At 34.4% G+C, this 19898-nt stretch carries 18 protein-coding genes; 5 read left to right on the forward strand and 13 right to left on the reverse strand.

Translation table 11 applies throughout. The features are described 5' to 3' along the window. Positions 1-22: 22 nt before the first annotated feature. Positions 23-1225, reverse strand: a complete 1203-nt coding sequence (locus tag NG655_RS05840) for an acetyl-CoA C-acetyltransferase (RefSeq protein ID WP_252158401.1) — start codon at positions 1223-1225, stop codon at positions 23-25. Between the two features lie 10 nt (positions 1226-1235). After that, positions 1236-2003: an enoyl-CoA hydratase/isomerase family protein gene (locus NG655_RS05845; RefSeq protein WP_252158402.1), complete on the reverse strand. Its 768-nt coding sequence runs from the start codon at positions 2001-2003 to the stop codon at positions 1236-1238. 116 nt (positions 2004-2119) lie between these two features. Here NG655_RS05845 and NG655_RS05850 point away from each other — a divergent pair, with 116 nt between their 5' ends. The 3 genes from NG655_RS05850 to NG655_RS05860 all read left to right on the forward strand — a co-directional run bounded on the left by NG655_RS05850 (position 2120) and on the right by NG655_RS05860 (position 4160). Further along, complete coding sequence (locus NG655_RS05850) at positions 2120-2758, forward strand: TetR/AcrR family transcriptional regulator (RefSeq protein ID WP_252158403.1); 639 nt, start codon at positions 2120-2122, stop codon at positions 2756-2758. 137 nt (positions 2759-2895) lie between these two features. After that, positions 2896-3801, forward strand: a complete 906-nt coding sequence (locus NG655_RS05855) for an alpha/beta fold hydrolase (protein ID WP_252158404.1) — start codon at positions 2896-2898, stop codon at positions 3799-3801. 2 nt (positions 3802-3803) lie between these two features. Beyond that, on the forward strand, positions 3804-4160 hold the full coding sequence (locus NG655_RS05860) for a DoxX family protein (protein ID WP_252158405.1): 357 nt from the start codon (positions 3804-3806) through the stop codon (positions 4158-4160). On the opposite strand, the gene NG655_RS05865 is transcribed toward NG655_RS05860, so the two are convergent. Beyond that, a complete protein-coding gene (locus tag NG655_RS05865) occupies positions 4141-4842 on the reverse strand; it encodes a GDSL-type esterase/lipase family protein (RefSeq protein WP_252158406.1) in 702 nt (233 codons plus the stop codon). The two genes, NG655_RS05860 and NG655_RS05865, sit on opposite strands and share 20 nt — an antisense overlap. Positions 4843-4871: 29 nt before the next feature. Then, a complete protein-coding gene (locus tag NG655_RS05870) occupies positions 4872-6473 on the reverse strand; it encodes an NADP-dependent glyceraldehyde-3-phosphate dehydrogenase (protein ID WP_252158407.1) in 1602 nt (533 codons plus the stop codon). Positions 6474-6662: 189 nt separating this feature from the next. On the opposite strand from NG655_RS05870, the gene NG655_RS05875 reads away from it, so the two are divergent. Further along, positions 6663-8102, forward strand: coding sequence for an SLC13 family permease (locus tag NG655_RS05875; RefSeq protein WP_252158408.1), 1440 nt, complete (start codon positions 6663-6665; stop codon positions 8100-8102). A 62-nt stretch (positions 8103-8164) separates the two neighbouring features. Here the strand turns inward: NG655_RS05875 and ilvC are convergent, their stop codons facing one another. From ilvC to ilvD, 4 genes are read right to left on the reverse strand one after another with little or no spacing between them, the layout of a single operon-like run. Beyond that, the gene (gene ilvC / locus NG655_RS05880; RefSeq protein WP_252158409.1) at positions 8165-9640 is read right to left on the reverse strand and encodes a ketol-acid reductoisomerase; all 1476 of its coding nucleotides are present in this window, start codon (positions 9638-9640) and stop codon (positions 8165-8167) included. A 10-nt stretch (positions 9641-9650) separates the two neighbouring features. Further along, positions 9651-10190: an acetolactate synthase small subunit gene (ilvN, locus tag NG655_RS05885; protein WP_252158410.1), complete on the reverse strand. Its 540-nt coding sequence runs from the start codon at positions 10188-10190 to the stop codon at positions 9651-9653. Next, positions 10190-11893, reverse strand: a complete 1704-nt coding sequence (gene ilvB, locus NG655_RS05890; protein ID WP_252158411.1) for a biosynthetic-type acetolactate synthase large subunit — start codon at positions 11891-11893, stop codon at positions 10190-10192. Before ilvB ends, ilvN begins: the two co-directional genes overlap by 1 nt. A 1-nt stretch (position 11894) precedes the next feature. Beyond that, on the reverse strand, positions 11895-13571 hold the full coding sequence (ilvD, locus tag NG655_RS05895) for a dihydroxy-acid dehydratase (RefSeq protein ID WP_252158412.1): 1677 nt from the start codon (positions 13569-13571) through the stop codon (positions 11895-11897). A 377-nt stretch (positions 13572-13948) separates the two neighbouring features. Between ilvD and NG655_RS05900 the strand changes: the two genes are divergently transcribed. Then, the gene (locus NG655_RS05900) at positions 13949-14674 is read left to right on the forward strand and encodes a nitroreductase family protein (protein WP_252158413.1); all 726 of its coding nucleotides are present in this window, start codon (positions 13949-13951) and stop codon (positions 14672-14674) included. On the opposite strand, the gene NG655_RS05905 is transcribed toward NG655_RS05900, so the two are convergent. From NG655_RS05905 to NG655_RS05925, 5 genes are all read right to left on the reverse strand, one after another. Next, entirely contained in the window at positions 14649-15503 is an 855-nt protein-coding gene (locus NG655_RS05905; RefSeq protein WP_252158414.1) for a 5-oxoprolinase subunit C family protein, read from the reverse strand. The two genes, NG655_RS05900 and NG655_RS05905, sit on opposite strands and share 26 nt — an antisense overlap. Further along, positions 15496-16230, reverse strand: a complete 735-nt coding sequence (locus NG655_RS05910) for a 5-oxoprolinase subunit B family protein (RefSeq protein ID WP_252159092.1) — start codon at positions 16228-16230, stop codon at positions 15496-15498. Before NG655_RS05910 ends, NG655_RS05905 begins: the two co-directional genes overlap by 8 nt. Beyond that, a complete protein-coding gene (gene pxpA / locus NG655_RS05915) occupies positions 16220-16954 on the reverse strand; it encodes a 5-oxoprolinase subunit PxpA (protein WP_252158415.1) in 735 nt (244 codons plus the stop codon). Before pxpA ends, NG655_RS05910 begins: the two co-directional genes overlap by 11 nt. A 1-nt stretch (position 16955) precedes the next feature. Next, positions 16956-18149, reverse strand: a complete 1194-nt coding sequence (locus NG655_RS05920; protein ID WP_252158416.1) for an Nramp family divalent metal transporter — start codon at positions 18147-18149, stop codon at positions 16956-16958. A gap of 164 nt (positions 18150-18313) precedes the next feature. After that, positions 18314-19837 (reverse strand): YifB family Mg chelatase-like AAA ATPase, encoded by a 1524-nt coding sequence (locus tag NG655_RS05925; RefSeq protein ID WP_252158417.1) that lies wholly within the window; start codon positions 19835-19837, stop codon positions 18314-18316. Positions 19838-19898 lie beyond the last annotated feature (61 nt).

Genomic DNA, 19898 nt, shown 5'->3' on the forward strand with positions numbered 1-19898 from the left:
AATATTTTTTCTTAATTCTTTATTAAACACGTTCAATGATCGTAGCAATACCCATTCCTCCACCAATACATAGTGTAATCAGTCCGGTATTTAAATCTCTTCTTTCTAATTCATCCATTAAGGTTCCTGCAATCATACAACCAGTTGCTCCTAGAGGATGCCCCATCGCGATTGCTCCACCGTTTACATTTACAATGGAATGATCAACTCCTAACTTATCCATAAAATACATAGGGATCGCAGAAAAAGCTTCGTTTACTTCGAATAAGTCAATATCATTAATGCTCATTCCGGCTTGTTTTAATGCTTTAACACTAGCAGGAACAGGACCTGTTAACATTATCGTTGGATCTGTACCTTCAACAGCAGCAGCTCGAACTCTAAAACGTGGAGTTAAACCTATCGCTTTTCCAATTTCTTTGTTTCCAATTAAAGTCGCTCCCGCTCCATCGACTATAGAAGATGAATTTGCGGCATGATGTACATGGTCTAATTCTTCAATTTCAGGATATTTATCTATTGCAACTGCATCAAAACCTCCCATACTTCCCATCATTGCAAAGGAGGGTTGCAACTTACTAATTCCTTCTAAAGTGGTTGAAGGACGAATATTTTCATCCGTTGCAAGAATGTCAATTCCGTTGATGTCTGTAATTGGAATACGTGATTTAAAACGTTTATCAGCTTCTGCCTCAGAAGCTCTTTTTTGAGATTCAACAGCATACAAATCCGTATCGTTTCTTGAAAAACCATATTTAGTTGCAATTAGATCAGCTGAAATTCCTTGAGGAACTAGATTTCTTGGAATAGCTTGTAAAGGATCCATTAAGAACCCTCCTCCATCTGAGCCCATAGGAACACGGGACATGCTTTCTACACCTCCAGCAACCATAAGGTTGCTAAAACCAGATTTGACATATGCAGCAGCCTGATTCATAGCTTCTAATCCTGAGCCACAAAAACGATTTAATGTAACCCCGCATAAGTGATCTCCATAATTAGATTCTTGAGCTGCAGATTTTGCAATATTAACTCCTTGATCTTTAACTTGAGCTACACAACCAAAAATTACATCCTCTACCTTAGAGGTGTCCAATTGATTTCTTTCTTTTAATGCAACCAAAACTTGGCGAGAAAGTTCCGTAGGAGTTACTCCATACAAAGCTCCCTTTTTATTTCCTTTACCTCGAACCGAGCGAACGGCATCATAAATATATGCTTCCATCTTTATTATTTTACTTTTTTAAATTATTCATAAATTTCTGTATTACCTCTTGAGTAAAAGGCTCTGACAAATGTTTAACATCATTCTTTACTAATTCAGTGAAATCACGATCCACTAATTTAAGTAAGTTTTTTCTTAATGCGTATTTAGTTTCTTTAAAAGCAGGGAGATGTATTTTTAACAATTGCTTTAAAAATACTTCTGAACGTTCCAGTACATTTTTTGAAGGTACAGACTCATTGACTAATCCAACTTGAACTGCTTCATCGCTGGTGTATAATTTCATTAATTGAATTGCCTCCCAAGCTTGTTTCTCTCCCATGTGATATGCGTAAATTTGTGCTAGTAGTTCTGGCACCTTCATGGACATTTTAAATTCATGCATTCCGACTACGTGTTTAGCTCCATTAGCCATTATTCTATAATCAGCACACAAAGCTAATATTGTAGCCCCTGCCGGAGCATACCCTGTAATAGCACAAACAAAAGGTTTAGAGAAACGGATCATTACTTGCAAAGCTTCATAATATAAATTCCAAAATTCAGTAGCTTTTGATTCACCTCCAGTTGCTATGTTAACTATATCGAGACCTGCACTAAAACCGTTCGGCCTTCCACTTAACACAACCCCATAAACAGAATCATCTTGATCTAAGTCTACGAAAGCGTTTTTCAAGTCCCTAACCATCGATGTATTTATCTCATTAACCTTTCCTCCATTTAATTGAACAATGGCATAATTTTCTTTACGATTTATTGAAATTGAAGTGTAGGTCATTTAATTTTAATGGTCTTGGACAAATATATAAATATATTGGTTATGTTCTTAATTAATTCAAAAAATGCATAAAACTATTTTTACATTAAATTAAATATTAGTTAAATTAGCTAATAATGAATGAAAAAAACAAAAGAAAACGCGGAAGACCTGCCGAAAAAAAGGGTATAGATCGTGGGATGATATTGAATATAGCTTTGAAAGAATTTTCTAAGCATGGATATGGAGGTGTCAGTTTAAATAAAATTTCTACACTTTGTGAAGTCAATGACTCGCTACTCCACTATCATTTTGGAAACAAAGAAGATTTGTGGAAAAAAGCAGTAAGCACTGCCTTTGATGCTTATTTAAAAGAGTCCGTTATAACTTTTAAGTTACTTAAACATTTATCATTAAAAGATACAGCAAAAACCCTAGCTCGTCAATTTATATACTATAACTCTAAGTTTCCAGAATTGTATTTAGTTATTGTTCATGAAATGACTCAAGAGTCTTCCAGAAGCGATTGGTTAATCGAAAATGTTCTTAAACCACTTACAGAAAAATCAGGGCAACTCCATCGAATGTTAGTTAATAAAGGTCTTTCAGAGGACTTCCCTATTCCAAATTTGACTACTATATTTTTCAGTGCTGCTAATTCAATTTTTCTTTTTAATTATCAAATGAAAAAGCAATTTGGTATTGATCCATTTGATGAAAAAGAAGTTAAAAAACACGCGGATATTATTGTCAAGATATTTTACCCAAACATTTAAATAAATAAAGGCCAAATCATAAGCGAATTATTCTTTTTTGCTCAGCTGATTTAAAAAACGTTTCTTGCAATATGATTTCTAACAGTCTTTTAAATTCACTACTAAAATTTTTCGTATTATTCTTTGGAATAATTCTAATGCTTTTATTGATTTTCAGAACTCCAGATGTTTCTGTAGATTCACTGAAAAGACAGTATACTGACTCAAATTCTCATTTCATGTCAGTGGATGGTCTAGAAGTGCATTATAAAGATGAAGGTTCTGGAACTCCAATTATTTTATTACATGGAACAAGCGCCTCTCTTCATACCTGGGATGGTTGGACCAAAGAATTAACTATAAATAATTACAGAGTAATTCGCATGGATTTACCTGCTTTTGGTATAACAGGAGCAAACAAAGACAATTTATATGACCTTCCTAGTTACTCTAAGTTTTTAACTGATTTTGTTAACCAACTCGAACTCGATAAATTTATTCTTGCCGGGAATTCTCTCGGGGGCTCTATAAGCTGGCATTATACTTCAAGTAATCCTGAAAAAGTTCAGAAATTAATTTTACTAGATCCAGCTGGATTTCCATCAAAAAAGGAACGCCCTTTAGTATTTGAGTTAGCTGAAATACCTATTTTAAATCAAATATTAAAACACATAACTCCAAAATCTCTTATTAAAGATAACTTAGAGCAGGTTTACTTTGACGACTCAAAAGTAACAGAGAATCTTGTCGATCGATATCATCAAATGATTTTAAGAAAAGGAAGCCGTGCAGCTTTTATAGAACGTGCAAAACTTGAAGGTCAAGATTACACAGAGCTTCTATACACTATTAAATCGCCAACTTTAATAATATGGGGAGAAGATGATCTCTGGATTCCGGTTGAAGATGGTTTTAAATTTAAAGAACGCATGGCAAACTCTAACTTAGTGATCATGAAAGAAACAGGTCACGTTCCAATGGAGGAAAAACCTTTAGAAAGTTTAGCACTTGCCCTTAATTTCCTAAATCTAGAGATTGAAAATGAAAATTTCCTAAAAGAATAAATATGGTACAATTATACATTATGGGAGGTATATATTTCGTTTTAGGAATCTTTCATTTTACCCATACTGGTTTTTATAGGCCTTTAATGCCCAAATTTTTACCAGCACATGATTCATTAATTTATTGGAGTGGAATTGCAGAAATTGTTTTAGGACTAGGAGTATTATTCCCAATTACAAGAAATAACGCACTTTTAGGAATTATAGTGATGCTTGTAGTTTTTTTAATTGTTCATGTAAATATGCTACTTCCAGAAAATAGATTAGGGATGTCTTTATGGATTTTGATGTTAAGAATTCCTATACAATTTGTTCTAATGTATTGGGCCTATAGTAATCTTACAAACCCTTTATTTTAATAATCTCTTTCTTAATGATTTGATTCCAAAGGGCATATCCGTCTTTGTTTAAATGTAGTAAGTCCGAAACAAATAGTTCATCTCTTGGTTTTCCAGACTGATTTAAAAAATAAGGAGCAGTTTCAATGAAAAATAAATTATCTTTTTTGGCAGTGTAATCCTGAATAAACTGATTAACTTTTTTAATTTCATTCCATTGTTCCCAACGGTTTGAAGTAGGTGTTATCTCTATAAATGCCATGGGAATTGTTGGGTGCTTATCTCGTACTTGTCGGGTAAAGTATTTTATTAAACGTAAAACCTTCTTTGGACTTTCGTCTTCTGGAACTCCTTTAATATCATTTGCTACAAAGCATACAATAATTTCTGGTTTGTGATTGGCTAAAATCCGATCGGTATAAAAAATAAGATCTCTAAAATGAGCACCTCCGTAACCTCTTTTAATAACTGGAAAAGGATTCATATCTTCCTCAAGAGTATTCCATAAACGAATACTCGAACTTCCCAAAAAAAGGATAGAATTATCAGGGTAGCTTACTTGTTTATCTAGTTGCTCAAATTGACGAATCTCTGGAGCTGCCCAACTGTAACTTTCCAGTGGATATTTTTTTAAAGAAACACATGAAGTGGCACTTACACAAAAAGTAACCGAGAATACTAATTTAAAAAAGTATTTAATCAAAAGCTTGCCTTAGTTTATTAAAAGATAAATTATAACAGATATTCTGTATTCACAAAGTTTGAGTCCTTGGAATCCATTAATGCATCTAAAATTTCATTATTGTAAGGATTATCCTTAGCAGCAACAAAAGTTCTAATAGAAAAAGAACGTAAAGCATCGAAAACGCTTAAGGTACCAACAGCAGAATTTTTTCTACCTGTAAATGGATAAACATCTGGACCCCGTTGACAAGCACTATTTAAATTTACTCGACAAACAAGATTTGATAACACGTCAATTAGCGGACCTAATTTTCGAATATCCCTTCCAAACAAACTTACTTGCTGACCATATTCAGAGGTCGCCATAGCATCTAAAGGTTCGTTTATATCTGAATATGATATAACCGGAACTACGGGACCAAATTGCTCTTCATGGTAAACGTTCATTTCATCATTTACTGGATATAATACTGCAGGATAAGAATAATTTTCGCTTAACTCTCCCCCTTTTGCATTCATTATTTTAGCTCCTTTAGAAACGGCATCTTGGATTAATTCTTGAATATATGCTGGTTTTCCCGGTTCAGGCAATGGGGTTAAAAAGGCTCCTTCCTCCCAAGGTAATCCAAACTTTAGATTATCAACAGCGGCAGAAAAACGTTTATTAAACTCATCAACTATAGATTCATGTACATACAATACTTTGAGGGCAGTACATCGTTGACCGTTATAAGAAAGTGTTCCAGAGATACATTCTTTGATCGTTGAATCTAAATCAGCATCAGGTAAAATAATACCTGGGTTTTTAGCTTCCAGTCCTAAAACTAATCTCAATCTGTTTTTATTAGGGTGTAAATCTTGAAGTGCAACTGCCGAAGAACTATGACCAATTAAAGCTAAAACATCTATTTTTCCAGTTTCCATAATTGGAGAGGCTATTTTTCGTCCTCTACCAAAAAGAATATTTACTACACCTGGAGGAAAACTTTCTTGAAAAGCTTTAAGCAATGGTGTTATTAAAAGGACACCATGTTTTGCGGGTTTAAAAATAGCAGTGTTACCCATTACAATAGCAGGAATTAACAAACAGAATGTCTCATTCAGAGGGTAATTGTAGGGTCCCAAACAAAGAACAACACCCAAAGGTCCTCTTCTAATGTGTGCATGAATTCCAGATTCTTTATCAAACTTAGCACTTTTACGATCTAATTTTTTATACGCCTCTATTGTGTCAAAAATATAATCTACTGTTCGATCAAATTCTTTATAAGAATCTTGTTTATTCTTACCTATTTCCCACATCAGCAATTCGACTATTTGCTCTCTTGATTTTTTCATTTTTTCAGCAAAAGTTGTCAAACAGCGTAAACGATCTTTAACCTTCATAGTAGGCCAAACACCTTGGCCTCGATTGAATGCCTTTTCTGCAGCATTTAAAGCTGCTAAAGCAGTTTCAGTTTCCATATCGGGAATAGACCCTAATAGGGTTGGTCCTATATTACCTTCTTTATCTTTTGAATGAATTGTAGAAAAAACTTCAGTAGTTGCTCCTTTCCATGAATGTAATATACCGTCAACTAAATATTCATTACAATACACATGACTATTAAAAACAGGTAATTTAGAATTACTCTTATTTGAATCCTTCATTATAAATTTGTTTGGTTTTATTTTTAAAATAACACCAACTAAGTTAGTGATTAATTATTAGTATAATAAGGTTATCCTATAAATATGATTAAAAGTTATGTTGATTTTACAAGCAAAATAGCCTAATAAAAAAGTTGTAGATGAATTTAAACACAAGTATCTTTAACTTATTAGATCTAAAAATAAGTAATGAATAATTTTCCACTATCAAAAAAAATAGGACTCTTGGCTGGGCCCTTGTGTTTTATATTCATTCAATATTCAACACTCTTAAACCTTTCCTTTGAAGCAATTGCAGTACTTGCAACAGCTTGTTGGATGGTAGTTTGGTGGATAACGGAAGCTGTTTCAATTTCTGTAACTGCCTTATTACCGTTAATTATATTTCCAATGACAGGAGTTATGGAAATAAATAATGTAGGGGCGAATTATGGAAGTTCCATTGTTTTTTTATTTTTTGGAGGATTTGTTTTAGCCTTAGGTTTGGAAAAGGTAAATCTTCATAAAAGAATAGCACTTACAATTATTAAAAAAACAGGAACATCTCCTAACAAAGTAGTTTTAGGATTTATGATAGCTACTGCTTTTATGAGCATGTGGATAAGTAACACTGCGAGTACGGTAGTTATGCTGCCAATTGCCTTATCGGTAATAAATTTATTAATTAATCAACAAGAAAACACCAGTAAACAAACTAAAAATTTTGCTTTAAGCGTAATGCTTGGAATTGCATTTTCTGCTAACGCAGGTGGTATTGCCACAGTAATTGGGACTCCTCCTAATTCGATACTCATTGGACTTTTAGAGAATGAATATAATATTCAAATCTCTTTTGTAAAATGGATGTTAGTTGGTCTTCCCTTCGCAATCCTATTGATTACCATTATATATTTTTTATTAGTTCATGTAATGTTTCCTAGCCAAGGACTTTTATTTAATGCCTCTAGTCGGCTTATAAATTCAGAACTTAAGAAACTAGGCCGACTTACACCCAAAGAAAAACATGTATTATATGTGTTTGGTACTGTTGTTTTTCTGTGGATTTTTAGGACGGTAATTAATTCATTTTTACCAGACCTTAAGCTATCGGATACTGTAATAAGTATTATAGGAGCCATTGCTCTTTTTGCAATACCCTTTGACCTTAAAAAAGGAGTATTTATTTTAGATTGGAAGGATACTCAAAAACTATCTTGGGGAATTTTAATCCTTTTTGGTGGTGGATTAGCACTTGCAAAAGGAATGTCTTCAACAGGTATAGTTTCTCTTATAACAAATTATATTGCAGCAGGAAATTTCAGTATTTTAATTACAGCTTCTCTTTTAATTTTACTAATGCTATTCATGACAGAGCTAATGAGTAATGTTGCGTTAGTAGCCGTTTTGGCACCTGTGGTTGCAGGAATTGCATTGGGGTTAGAAATACCAATACTCTATCTATTAATTCCAGTTACAATGGCTAGTAGTTGTGCATTTATGCTCCCTATGGCTACACCACCAAATGCAATAGTTTTTGCAAGTGGTTTCGTAAAAGTTCATGAAATGGCACGAATTGGAGTCATCATTAACTCCATTGCTGTTGTAATTTTAATTGCATTATTCAAATACATACTCCCGTTGCTTTTTTAAACAAAAAAACCTCTACCATTAATCATGATAGAGGCTTTAAAGATTTATTAAATCCTAAAAAATTATACAATCTTTTTCATTGCGGTCATCGAAGCACGCAATTCATAACCGATAATTTCGATTGGATGGAAACGAATTATTTCATTAATATCAATTAATTGTTTGTTATCTACACCATTATTTTGATCAGCTGCATAAGCAGTTCCGATTACATCAATGTTTATTTTCTTCATAAACTCAGTAAGCATTGGCTTACAAGCATGATCGAATAAGTAACATCCGTATTCCGCTGTATCAGAAATAACGCGATTCATTTCAAATAATTTCTTACGTGCAATTGTATTTGCAATTAATGGAGTTTCGTGAAGCGATTCATAGTAAGCAGATTCTTCTTTAATTCCTGCAGCTACCATTGTATCAAATGCTAACTCTACACCTGCTCTAACAAATGCGACCATAAGAACACCATGATCGAAAAATTCTTGTTCAGAAATTTCTTGGTCAGTTACTTGAGTTTTCTCAAAAGCAGTTTCTCCAGTTGCTGCTCTCCATCCCAGTAGATTTTTATCATCATTAGCCCAGTCTTCCATCATGGTTTTAGAGAAGTGACCCGACATGATATCATCCATATGCTTGTGGAATAAAGGCTCCATTATTTCTTTCAATTCCTCAGAAAGTTCAAAAGCTTTTACCTTAGCTGGGTTAGAAAGGCGATCCATCATATTGGTAATACCACCGTGCTTTAATGCTTCTGTAATTGTTTCCCATCCGTACTGAATAAGTTTTGCAGCGTAAGAAGCATCAATACCTTGCTCTACCATTTTGTCAAAACAAAGGATAGATCCTGTTTGTAATACACCACATAAAATTGTTTGCTCCCCCATTAAATCAGATTTAACCTCAGCAACGAACGAAGATTCAAGAACACCCGCACGGTTACCTCCTGTGGCTACAGCATAAGCTTTTGCTTGGGCTAAACCATGGCCTTTTGGGTCATTTTCTGGGTGAACAGCGATCAATGTTGGTACACCAAAGCCTCTTTTATATTCTTCTCTAACTTCAGAACCTGGACATTTAGGTGCTACCATAATAACAGTTAGATCTTCACGAACTTGGGTTCCTTCTTCAACGATATTGAAACCATGAGAATAGGATAATGTAGCTCCTTTTTTCATTAATGGCATCACTGCCTGTACAACAGGAGTATGGTTTTTATCCGGTGTCAAGTTGATTACAACATCAGCGTCAGGAATCATTTCTTCATAACTTCCTACAGAAAAGTTATTGTCAACAGCATTTTGATATGATGCTCTCTTTTGATCAATTGCACCCTGACGCAATGCGTAAGCGATGTTTAGTCCGGAATCACGCATGTTTAATCCTTGATTTAAACCTTGTGCTCCACAACCTACGATAACAATTTTTTTGCCTGCTAATGCTTCAATTCCGTCTTCGAATTCAGAAGAATCCATGAATCTACATTGTGCTAATTGATCGAGTTGATTTCTTAGTGATAGTTGGTTAAAGTAATTTGCCATTTTAAAATATTTAGTCTTTGTTTTGTTGTTTAAATGTATTTAGAATTTCGGAAATCCCCATTTTTTCTTTGGTAATAGAGATTCTACCTGAGCGAACAAACTGAAGTAGTCCGTAAGGTGCCAATGACTTTCTTAAAGCTTCTGTTTCATGTCTAAAACCCGTTTTTTCAATTACAAAAAATTCTGGAGAAACAGTCACAATATTAGCATGACTATCTTTTATCATATTTTGAATCTGACGTTCTTCAAACAAAGAACTAGATTTTACTTTATATAATGCAGATTCCTGAAAAATAGTTTCTTCATCTGTATGATAAAAAGCTTTGATTACATCAATTTGTTTTTCAATTTGTTGAACTATTTTCTTAACTCCTGACTCTGTCATTTTTACAACAACTATAAATCTAAAAACATCAGGAATCTCAGACTGTGAAGTCGAAAAACTTAAAATATCTATATGTCTTTTCAAGAAAATTGCCGAAACTCTATTGAGTAACCCAACGTTATTCTCTGTGTAAATCGAGATTGTATATTTAGTAATATCACTCATTATTTTAATCTTATATCTGAAACCGATGCACCTGTTGGGATCATCGGAAATACGTTCGCTTCTTTTTCAACACACACTTCTAAGAAATAAGGTTCATCAGAATCGAGCATTGTTTTTAAAGCTGAATCTAAATCTTCTCTTTTACTTACACGATTTGCTTCAATGTGATATCCTTTTGCTATGGTAACAAAATCTGGATTGGTCATTTCTGTAGAAGCATATCTTTTATCGAAAAACAATTGTTGCCATTGTCTTACCATACCTAGGTAATCGTTATTCAAAACTACAATTTTAACGGCTGTTTTGTTTTGAAAAATTGTACCCAATTCCTGAATGGTCATCTGATAACCACCATCTCCAATAATGGCTATAACCTCACGATCTTCGGCTCCCATTTTAGCTCCAATTGCAGCCGGTAAAGCAAAGCCCATTGTACCAAGACCACCCGAAGTTACATTACTCTTAGATTTTATAAATTCTGCATAACGGCAAGCGATCATTTGATGTTGACCAACATCAGTAACAATTACTGCGTCTCCTTTTGTGTATTTATTAATTCCAACAATAACTTCACCCATAGTCAAGCCTTCTTTTGTTGGTTGTGTATCATTTTTAATTACCGCTTCAATTTCTTGTTGCATATGATCTGCAAAAAGCTGTTTCCAATCAGTGTAATCCTCGTGCTTAACTAAAGATGATAATTTAGAAAGACTCTCTTTACAATTTCCAAGGACTGGATAGTGAGCTTCAACATTTTTGCTAATTTCAGCCGGATCAATTTCTAAGTGAATGACTTTAGCTTGCTTTGCGTAAGTTGCTAAATTCCCAGTAACACGATCATCAAAGCGCATACCCACTGCAATTAACACATCGCATTCATTAGTTAGTACATTTGGACCATAGTTCCCATGCATTCCAACCATACCATAGTTAAGTGGATGTTTAGTTGGAAGAGCAGATAAACCAAGAATAGTCCAAACTGCTGGAATACCAGAAGATTCAACAAAGTTTTTAAATTCTTCTTCAGCTTCTCCAAGAATCACTCCTTGTCCCCAAATAATCATTGGTTTTTTAGCTTGATTTATAGCTTCAGCAGCAGCTTCAACTTGTGTAATATCTAAAGAAGGAACAGGAATATAACTTCTAACCGCCTTACATTTTTTATAAGCAAAGTCAAATAATTCAAACTGTGCATCCTTTGTTATATCGATAAGAACAGGTCCAGGTCTACCAGAACGAGCTATATAAAAAGCCTTGGCTAACACCTCAGGGATTTCGCTTGCTTTCGTTATCTGATAGCTCCACTTAGTTACCGGAGTTGAAATTCCAATGATATCAGTTTCTTGGAAAGCATCAGAACCTAATAAGTGAGAAGCAACTTGTCCGGTTATACAAACCATTGGAGTTGAATCAATTTGTGCGTCTGCGATTCCTGTAACTAAATTTGTTGCACCTGGTCCAGATGTAGCCATCGCAACACCTACTTTACCAGAAGTACGCGCATAGCCTTGAGCTGAGTGTGTAGCTCCTTGTTCGTGTCTTGTTAAAACATGTCTTAGATCATCTCTATACTTGTAAAGTTCATCATAGATAGGCATGATGGCCCCACCCGGATAACCATAGATTAAATCTACACCTTCTTTTAGAAGACAACGAATTACAGCTTCTGCTCCAGAAATATTGTTGGTTTCTTGATTTTTCATTTTAAAACTCGTCTGTTACACAACCTTCTGAAGCTGATGAAACATTTTTTATGTATTTATATAAAACCCCTCGTTGAAATTTATATTCAGGTTCTATCCAATTTTCTTTTCTTGAAGCTAATTCTTCATCACTTACTAAAACATTTAAAGTGTTTGTTTCAGCGTTAATTTCAATTATATCTCCATTTTCTATTAATCCAATTGCTCCACCAGTTTGAGCTTCAGGAACAATATGACCTACAACAAAACCATGAGTACCACCAGAGAATCTACCATCTGTAATTAAAGCTACATCCTTCCCTAAACCTGCACCCATAATCGCAGCTGTTGGTTTTAACATCTCAGGCATTCCTGGACCTCCTTTAGGACCCTCATAACGGATTACAATAACTTCTCCTTTCTGAACTTCTCCTTTACCAATACCATCATTAGCATCATACTCACTATTATAAACACGAGCAGGACCTTTAAACAAAAACCCTTCTTTACCCGTTATCTTAGCAACAGATCCTCCAGAGGCAATATTTCCTTTAAGAACACGAATGTGTCCACTTTCTTTAATTGGGTTACTTACTGGATGAATTAGATCCTGACCTTCTTTCAATCCTTCAACTTCATTAAGATTTTCCGCTAATGTTTTACCAGTAACTGTAAGACAATCTCCATGTAGCATCCCTTCTGCTAACATGAATTTTAATACTGCAGGTACACCTCCAACATTGTGAAGATCTTCCATTAAGTATTTTCCACTAGGCTTTAAATCTGCTAAAAATGGAGTGATGTCCATTAATTTTTGGAAATCATCTAAAGTAAATTCTATCTGAGCTGCTTTAGCAATAGCCAAGAAGTGGAGAACTGCATTCGTTGATCCTCCTAATACAGCGACTAAACGAATAGCGTTTTCTAGAGATTTTTTAGTAACAATATCAGAGGGTTTAATATCGTTTTCAATGAGGTGTCTCAAAGCTGCACCTACTTTTTCACATTCTTCTTTTTTGTTTGAGCTTATTGCAGGATTAGATGAATTATAAGGTAATGCCATTCCTAATGCTTCTATAGCAGAAGCCATTGTATTTGCGGTGTACATTCCTCCACATGCTCCTGCTCCAGGACAAGCTTTCTTAACTACTTGCTTAAACTCTGATTCATCCATGGTTCCTGCTACTTTCTCTCCCCATGCTTCAAAAGCAGAAACTACATCTAATTTTTTATCCTTATGACATCCAGGTGCAATGGTACCACCATACACCAAAATAGAGGGACGGTCTAATCGCAACATTGCCATTAAAGCTCCAGGCATGTTTTTATCACAACCTACAACAGTAACCAAAGCATCATAAGACATTGCTTGAACTACAGTTTCCATAGAATCAGCAATCACGTCTCTCGAAGGTAATGAAAAACGCATACCGGGGGTTCCCATTGAAATTCCATCACTAACTCCAATTGTATTGAATATTAGTCCGACTAGATTCGAAGATTGAACTCCATTTTTTATATCGACAGATAAATCATTAAGGTGCATATTACAAGGGTTACCTTCATAACCTGTTGATGCTATTCCAACTAGAGGCTTTTTAAAGTCCTCATCGGTTAAACCTATTGCGTGCAACATGGCTTGCGCTGCAGGTTGCGTTGGATCTTGTGTTACTGCTTTACTAAACTTATTATATTCCATTCTATTTAAAAATCTTATTCGAATTTATAACACTTAAAAAAAGCTTAGGATGTAATTTTTAAATACGCCCTAAACCCAAAAGCTAATTTTATTCATAAAAAACTAATTTTAAGTATTTTAAATCAATATAATTAACGATACTCAAGTTATTTTTTAACTTTAAAATCTAGCAAATAAAAGAAATTTTAATTACAAATTCAGTTAGTTTTACACATTTTATAGAATGATTAATAATCTGACAAAAAAGATACATTATCACTTGATTTTAAGCGGTAAAAACTACTGTTTTTGAGATATTCGTAATTCATTTTTTACTGAGTTGTCTAATAAATTTTTTGCGTTAGTTAAATAAACTATTATTGTATAAAATATCTATCATGGAGAAAACGGTTAGTGAGGCAATTGAATTCAGAAGATCGGTTCGAAAATATGATCCCAATCAATCTTTAAATCACGAAGATGTTAAAGAGTGTATTCGTCAAGCCACCCTAGCTGCAACAAGTAGTAATCTACAGTTGTGGGAGTTTTATCACATCACTGATTCTGAAATTCTAAAAAAATTATCAAAAGCATGCTTTAGTCAATCTGCAGCTTCAACTGCAGTGCAACTAGTTATTCCAGTTGTTCGAAAAGATTTATGGAGGAAGAGATCAACAGCCAATATTGATTTTCATAAACAACAATTCGAAGCTCAAGAAGTTCGAAATGCCAAAAAAGAAAAAAGAACTTTAAAATACTACGAAAAACTTATTCCTGTTTTATATCGAGAATTCTTTGGAATTTTTGGGTTTTTAAAAAAGGTATTTGCTAAAACTACAGGAATATATCGTCCGATGTACAGAGAAGTAAATCGAGGTGATCTTCGTGTAATTGCTCATAAGAGTACAGCGCTTGCGGCACAAAACTTCATGATTAGTATGGCTGCAAAAGGGATAGATACTTGTCCAATGGAAGGATTTGATTCCATCCGTGTTAAAAGAATCCTTAATCTACCCCGAAAGGCAGAGATAAGTATGGTTATTGGCTGTGGATACCGAGATGAGGGAGGAATTTATGGACCTCGTTTTAGAGTTCCCTTCAAAGATGTGTATTACTCAATTTAAAAAACACTTCCGTACCCTCTATTTTTTGAGCCAGCACATTTAATGCTTCGTCAGTAAGTTGTAGTATTCTTGGGTAACCACCAGAAACTTGTCCATCAAAACCAGAAATAAGAAGTGTACCCGAGGGGGTTAATTGTACCGTTCCAGGTCTTATCGATTGACTCAACATTAAGTCAGGCTTTATTTCCAAGGAGCTTTTCAATCGACAACCCATTCGATTTTGATTGCTTATTTTTAATGGCATTTTAAAAAGTTGTTCTGCCTGTTCTTTGGTTAATATTTTAAATTCTGGCCCTTTGTAAACGGATAACTCTTTGTATTCTATGTATGAATCATCCCACTTTATTTTTGAATTAAAATTTCTTAAAGTGCTTTCAGATTTTAGCCAAAATAAATGATCACCTTTTTCAATTACAGAAGACTTTGTTAGTGGAAAGTAAAATGAGGTACTGCCTAAAACTTTTTCTGTTATTAAAGATTTATTGATATGTATATAGGTTCTTAATCCTTTTTCAACCCTTTTTAAACTTAATTCATCCGCCGCCCTAACATTCAAAATGGTATTGTTTGATACTAATTTTTGGTTTAGTTTAACTTCCATGTTCGCACCTGTTAGGACAATATTGCAAGGTTCATGAAAACGAAGCCTTGGTCCAATTAAAGTACATTCCATAGTGCTGATTTCATTTTTTCGACCCAAAAGCAACCTTCCCAGTTCAAATGCTTTCTGATCCATCGCACCTGAAACAGGAACACCCAGGTGCCTATACCCTTTTCTTCCTTCATCTTGGATGGAAGTATAAAATCCGGAATCAAGAACTTCAATCATTCTTTATTCTTTTTAACATTGGATGATCGATGCCTTTTGTAATTGCATCAGTAACCTCAATCCATTCCTCTTTACTGATCTGAAAAAACTGAATGTAGTCTCCTGCTTGAATAAATGTGGGGATTTCTTTTTTTATATCAAATAATGGAACCGGACAGTTTCCGATTACATTCCACCCTCCAGGACAATTTTGAGGGTAAATACCTACTTGAGATCCTCCTACAGAAACACTTCCTTTAAACGTTTGATTATTTGGAGTTACTTTTCTTGGAATTGACATTTCATCTGGCAATCCACTCAAATATGGAAAACCGGGGAGGAAGCCATAAAAAACCAATCGAAATTCCAAAGACAAAAAACGATCCAAATATTCCTTTACTTTAGATTTATTTCCTTTGAAAAACAAATTAAGATCTGCATTTGATGAGTCATCTAAACAAACTGGAAGTTTCCATTTTTTGTAATCAATTAGAGCATTAAATTTAGAATCTTCTAAAAGTTTAGATATTTCTGTTCGAAGCTTCTGATGGTCATATTCATTTTTAAAATACAGATTAATACTATCGAAAGTTATAGTTATGTCCTCAATTTGGTCTTTATAATAAATGAATAGTATGTTTTTAAAATTTAGAACAAAATCAAAAACACTGTTATTTTCTTCCCAAGGAAAATTCAAAATAAGTGTTTTTCCAAGACATGAAAAACGAATCTGCTCTTTAGTATACATCAATCCCTTCTGATTTAAGACTTTGATTTACAAATTGAATTAGTTGTAGGGCATTTGGGTGATCTCCGTGCAAGCAAAGGGTGTCAATCGGCATAGAAATTAAATTTTCTTCATAGGACAGAACCCTGCTTTCTTTTACAAAACGGACTGCTTGATTTTTAACTTGATTCTTATCTATAAAAACGGAGTCCATTAATTTTCTGTCCCGTAAGGTTCCATCAGAATTATAAGCACGATCCATAAAACCCTCTCGAATTGTAGCAAAACCAATCCGCTTTGCCTCTTTCTCCAAAACACTCCCAGGTGCGCAATAGATAATTACTTTTGGAATAAGTTCTTTTATAACGTCTAAAAAAAGGAGTACAAGAACATGATTAAAATACAAGTCGTTGTACAATGCTCCATGAGGCTTTACATGATGAATTCTAGAGTTGTTTTTTTTACAACAAAGGACAAACAAAGAAATCTGTTTTTTAATACTATTCGTAAAGTCTGAATTTGATATTTCGATAGATTTTCTTCCAAAATTTTCTGAGTCTGGATACGATGGATGAGCACCGATTTTGACTTTATATTGATCAGCCAAACTTATAGTTTCCAAGATAGATTTTTCTGTACCCGTATGCCCTCCACAAGCAATAGAGCAAGAAGAAATATAAGGCATTAATAAATGATCATTACCTATCCCCTCTCCCATATCGCAATTTATATCTATGTGGAGCATATTAAAAAATTAAACCTAAACTTTTAAATCCTAAAAAAACAAAGAAAAACTCAATTGAAAACAATAAAATATTCAACCCGACAGAAGCAGTAAGTCCGCGCATTAACCTTGAATTATTTATTAAAACTATAATAAAAATACCGATTACAGGCAGCAGTATTCCATTTGTAATTTGAGCAAATTGAATCACCTCAATGGGCTTAATTTGAAGTGAAGAAAATACAACACCACTAGAAAGAACAAAAAGTGCTGCTATCTTGTATCCCCAGGAATCTGATCGCCATCCAAAACATTCAGACACTACAAAAGCGGCAGCCATAGGGGCTGTTATCGCAGATGTAATGCCAGCGGCAAATAAACCTAAAGACATTAAAATAGTTGCGTAATCTCCATATAAAGGAGCTAAAGCTAACCCCAGGTCAGCTGCTGACAGAATGGGTTGTCCCGTTAAAGAAGCTGCACAGATTATTATTGACAAAGAAACTATTCCCCCTAAGGTTACAGCAAAAATTGTATCTAACCGTAAAGCACTTAAAGAAAAGGTTTCATATTTAACTAATGCAGCATGCAGAAATAAATTATAAGGCACAACCGTTGTTCCCAACAAACCAACAATAGTTAAGGTGTCTTTACTATTGAATTCAGGAATAAACATACCTTTAAGAACCAGTAAAAGGTTAGGCTTAGTTAATATAGCTGTTACTAAAAAAGAAATACTCATGAGTAAAACTATACCGACCAGTATATTTTTAAGCAACTTGTTAGATCCTAGTAAAATTAAAACCGCAACAATACAACCGACGATGATTGGTAAAAAATAAACATCAGTCCCAAAAGTAAAATCAATATTTTTGGTTAATGACTCAATCCCAATTAATGCTCCCGTTAGGTTTCCAGCTTCATAGGCTGCATTTCCAATAAAAATCGCACCGATTAACAATGCTCCAAACAAAAACTTAAGAAAAGGATTAGAGGTTTGGAATAATACACTTTCGGCTAGTCCTTTTCGGGTAGTAAAACTTATTCTTGCGGTTGTATTCTGAATTACAATGGTAATCAAAATGGAAAGGACCATAGCCCACAGGAGGGAAAAACCATTTTGAACACCTGCTAAAACACAGAGTGTAATGGTTCCCGGGCCAATAAATGCTGCGGTAATGACTAATGCGGGTCCACCCCTAAAGTTCGAAAACATATTTTTAAGGTAAGTTAATCATTATTAAAAATAAAACTCCAAATAAGAACGAATTAAAATTGAATCGTTAACTACAAATTATTTTTAAAAGATTATTATTAATAGAATTACAACGCTTTAACAAGCTAAGAAATAAATATTGAGGGTTTTTATCTCAGTAAAACTCAACCCATCCACCCTTCACGATCTAAACTTCTATATTGAATTGCTTCTGCAATATGATTTGACAATACTTCAGGTTCTTTTTCTAAGTCAGCTATAGTTCGAGCTACTTTAAGTATTCTATCATAAGCACGAGCAGATAAAGAAAGTTTTTTCATGGCTACTTTTAGTAATTCCTCTGCATCGGGTTTTAATTTACAATAAAAACGAATCAACTTAGGAGTCATTTGCGCATTGTAATGAACTGTTTCTAGCTCTTGGAATCGATTGGTTTGAATTTTTCGAGCTTGAGTGACTCGTTTACGAATTGAATCAGAATTTTCTCCTAATTGTTTATCAGATAATTCTTCAAAAGGAACAGGTTCTACTTCAATATGTAAATCAATTCGGTCTAAAAGAGGACCCGAAATTTTACTTAAATAACGTTGAGTTTCAATTGGGGTTGCACTTCCAGTATTGAAATATCCTGAGGGACTGGGGTTCATACTCGCTACCAACATAAAAGAACTTGGATAGGTTACAGTAAATTTAGCGCGTGATATGGTAACTTCTCTATCTTCTAAGGGTTGCCGCATAACTTCCAAAACAGATCGTTTGAATTCGGGAAGCTCATCCAAAAATAGCACACCATTATGAGCCAAGGATATCTCTCCAGGTTGGGGATATTGTCCTCCTCCGACTAAAGCAACATCAGATATAGTATGATGTGGCGCCCGAAACGGTCGAGAATTAACCAATCCTTTACCTTTTACCCTTCCCAAAACAGAATGAATTTTTGTCGTTTCTAAGGCCTCTCCCAGACTCATCGGTGGTAAAATACTGGGCAGTCTTTTGGCTGACATTGTTTTTCCAGCCCCAGCAGGACCAATTAAAATTATGTTATGACCGCCAGCTGCAGCAATTTCCATACAGTACTTAATGGTTTCTTGCCCTTTTACATCGGCAAAATCTTGCTCTGGAAAAAGAAGTTGACTTTCAAATAATTCCCTGGTGTTAATTACTAGAGGTTTCACTTCACTTTTTGCTTCAAAAAAACCTATGACTTCTTTCAAATTATCCATGCCTAGAATATCAATTCCAGAAACAATAGCAGCTTCTTCAGCATTTTCTTTTGGCAGTATAAAGCCTTTAAAACCGTCTTTCAATGCCTGTATCGCAATTGGAAGAGCTCCTTTTATTGGACGTAAAGAACCATCTAGAGCGATCTCTCCCATAACAATGTATTGACTTAAGATCTCTGTTTTAAGCTGATCAGATGCAGCAAGTATACCTATTGCAAGGGTCAGGTCGTAAGCAGACCCTTCTTTTCGAACATCCGCCGGAGCCATGTTAATGGTGATTTTCTTTCCTGGAAGTCGGTATCCAATATTTTGAAGAGCAGCTGCAATTCGAAAATTACTTTCCTTAATTGCATTATCAGGTAAACCAACTAAATGGTAACCGATTCCCTTATCTATATTTACTTCAATGGTTATTAAATAGGCATCCACGCCATAAACGGCGCTTCCGTAGAGTTGAACGAGCATGATTTAAATGTGGTTATTACAATATACATTATAATATATGTTTTAAGTCATAAAAACCAAG

Origin of the sequence: Candidatus Arcticimaribacter forsetii (assembly GCF_910589745.1) — a bacterium.
Classification (GTDB): Bacteria; Bacteroidota; Bacteroidia; order Flavobacteriales; family Flavobacteriaceae; genus Arcticimaribacter; species Arcticimaribacter forsetii.

Bases quoted from the DNA above. Each gene is read 5' to 3' on its own strand.
- NG655_RS05840 (WP_252158401.1), bottom strand. From the start codon at position 1,225: ATGGAAGCATATATTTATGATGCCGTTCGCTCGGTTCGAGGTAAAGGA.
- NG655_RS05845 (WP_252158402.1), bottom strand. From the start codon at position 2,003: ATGACCTACACTTCAATTTCAATAAATCGTAAAGAAAATTATGCCATT.
- NG655_RS05850 (WP_252158403.1), top strand. From the start codon at position 2,120: ATGAATGAAAAAAACAAAAGAAAACGCGGAAGACCTGCCGAAAAAAAG.
- NG655_RS05855 (WP_252158404.1), top strand. From the start codon at position 2,896: ATGCTTTTATTGATTTTCAGAACTCCAGATGTTTCTGTAGATTCACTG.
- NG655_RS05860 (WP_252158405.1), top strand. From the start codon at position 3,804: ATGGTACAATTATACATTATGGGAGGTATATATTTCGTTTTAGGAATC.
- NG655_RS05870 (WP_252158407.1), bottom strand. From the start codon at position 6,473: ATGAAGGATTCAAATAAGAGTAATTCTAAATTACCTGTTTTTAATAGT.
- NG655_RS05875 (WP_252158408.1), top strand. From the start codon at position 6,663: ATGAATAATTTTCCACTATCAAAAAAAATAGGACTCTTGGCTGGGCCC.
- ilvC (WP_252158409.1), bottom strand. From the start codon at position 9,640: ATGGCAAATTACTTTAACCAACTATCACTAAGAAATCAACTCGATCAA.
- ilvN (WP_252158410.1), bottom strand. From the start codon at position 10,190: ATGAGTGATATTACTAAATATACAATCTCGATTTACACAGAGAATAAC.
- ilvB (WP_252158411.1), bottom strand. From the start codon at position 11,893: ATGAAAAATCAAGAAACCAACAATATTTCTGGAGCAGAAGCTGTAATT.
- ilvD (WP_252158412.1), bottom strand. From the start codon at position 13,571: ATGGAATATAATAAGTTTAGTAAAGCAGTAACACAAGATCCAACGCAA.
- NG655_RS05900 (WP_252158413.1), top strand. From the start codon at position 13,949: ATGGAGAAAACGGTTAGTGAGGCAATTGAATTCAGAAGATCGGTTCGA.
- NG655_RS05905 (WP_252158414.1), bottom strand. From the start codon at position 15,503: ATGATTGAAGTTCTTGATTCCGGATTTTATACTTCCATCCAAGATGAA.
- NG655_RS05910 (WP_252159092.1), bottom strand. From the start codon at position 16,230: ATGTATACTAAAGAGCAGATTCGTTTTTCATGTCTTGGAAAAACACTT.
- pxpA (WP_252158415.1), bottom strand. From the start codon at position 16,954: ATGCTCCACATAGATATAAATTGCGATATGGGAGAGGGGATAGGTAAT.
- NG655_RS05920 (WP_252158416.1), bottom strand. From the start codon at position 18,149: ATGTTTTCGAACTTTAGGGGTGGACCCGCATTAGTCATTACCGCAGCA.
- NG655_RS05925 (WP_252158417.1), bottom strand. From the start codon at position 19,837: ATGCTCGTTCAACTCTACGGAAGCGCCGTTTATGGCGTGGATGCCTAT.